This window comes from Serratia sp. Ae19-1 (assembly GCF_059801225.1).
This window is the reverse complement of sequence record NZ_JBCHWD010000022.1, coordinates 1-1,970: the sequence shown is the minus strand read 5'-3', so window position 1 is coordinate 1,970 and position 1,970 is coordinate 1. Positions and strand designations below refer to the sequence as shown.

General features: G+C 65.8%; 1 protein-coding gene. It reads left to right on the top strand.

Annotation, left to right across the window (positions count from 1 at the left end):
- A partial coding sequence (tkt, locus tag AAIE04_RS25005; protein WP_498577859.1) for a transketolase occupies positions 1 to 1,970 on the top strand: 1,970 nt, incomplete at both ends.

Here is a 1,970-nt window from a genome sequence, read left to right as displayed (position 1 = left end):
TCTCGTAAAGAGCTTGCCAACGCCATCCGCGCACTCAGCATGGACGCCGTACAAAAAGCAAATTCCGGCCACCCGGGTGCCCCTATGGGCATGGCGGACATCGCCGAAGTCCTGTGGCGTGACTACCTCAACCACAACCCGACTAACCCGCACTGGGCTGACCGCGACCGTTTCGTGCTCTCCAACGGCCACGGCTCCATGTTGATTTACAGCCTCCTGCACCTCACCGGCTACGACCTGCCGATGCGCGAGCTGGAGAACTTCCGTCAGCTGCATTCCAAAACCCCGGGCCACCCGGAGTACGGCTACACCCCGGGCGTTGAGACCACCACCGGCCCGCTGGGCCAGGGCATCGCCAACGCCGTCGGCTTCGCCATCGCCGAACGCACCCTGGCGGCGCAGTTCAACCGCCCTGGCCACGACATCGTCGACCACCACACCTACGCCTTCATGGGCGACGGCTGCATGATGGAAGGTATCTCGCACGAAGTCTGCTCCCTGGCCGGCACCCTCAAGCTCGGCAAGCTGACCGCTTTCTACGATGACAACGGCATCTCCATCGACGGCCACGTCGACGGCTGGTTCACCGACGACACCGCCCTGCGTTTCGAAGCCTACGGCTGGCACGTGGTGCGCAACGTCGACGGCCACAACCCGGACGCCATCAAGGCGGCGATTGAAGAAGCGCGCAAGGTGACCGACAAGCCGTCGCTGCTGATGTGCAAGACCGTTATCGGCTTCGGTTCGCCGAACAAGGCCGGTACCCATGACGTGCACGGCGCCGCGCTGGGCGCAGCCGAAGTGGCCGCCACCCGCGAAGCGCTGGGCTGGAAATACGCCGCCTTTGAAATCCCGCAGGACATCTACGCCCAGTGGGACGCCAAAGAAGCCGGTCAGGCCAAGGAAGCGGCCTGGAACGACAAGTTCGCCGCCTACGCCAGGGCCTTCCCGGAGCAGGCTGCCGAATTCAAGCGCCGCATGAACGGCGAGCTGCCGGCCGACTGGAAAGCCGACGCCAAAGCGTTCGTGGAAAAACTGCAGGCCAACCCGGCCAACATCGCCAGCCGCAAGGCGTCGCAGAACGCGCTGGAAGCGTTCGGCAAGGTGCTGCCGGAGTTCCTGGGCGGCTCCGCCGACCTGGCGCCGAGCAACCTGACCCTATGGTCCGGCTCGAAAGCGCTGAACGTTGACCCGGCGGGCAACTACATTCATTACGGCGTGCGCGAGTTCGGCATGACCGCCATCACCAACGGCATCGCGCTGCACGGCGGCTTCCTGCCGTACTCGGCGACCTTCCTGATGTTCGTGGAATACGCCCGCAACGCGGTACGCATGGCGGCGCTGATGAAGCTGCGCAACGTGTTCGTCTACACCCACGACTCCATCGGTCTGGGCGAAGACGGCCCGACCCACCAGCCGGTGGAGCAGCTGGCGAGCCTGCGCGTGACCCCGAACATGAGCACCTGGCGCCCGTGCGACCAGGTGGAATCGGCGGTGGCGTGGCAGTACGGCATCGAGCGCAACGACGGTCCGACCACGCTGGTGTTCTCGCGCCAGAACCTGACCCAGCAGCCGCGCACCGCAGAGCAGCTGGCGAACGTGTACCGCGGCGGCTACGTGCTGAAAGACTGCGCGGGCACGCCGGACGTCATCCTGATCGCCACCGGCTCCGAGGTGGGCATCACGGTGGAAGCGGCGGACAAACTGACCGCGGCGGGCCGCAAGGTGCGCGTAGTGTCGATGCCGTCGACCGATGCGTTCGACAAGCAGGATGCGGCGTACCGCGAGTCGGTGCTGCCGGTGGCGGTAACGGCGCGCGTGGCGGTGGAAGCGGGTATCGCGGACTACTGGTACAAGTACGTGGGGCTGAACGGCGCCATCGTGGGCATGACCACCTTCGGTGAGTCGGCGCCGGCGGAGCAGCTGTTCGCCGAGTTTGGCTTCACCGTGGACAACGTGGTGGCCAAGGC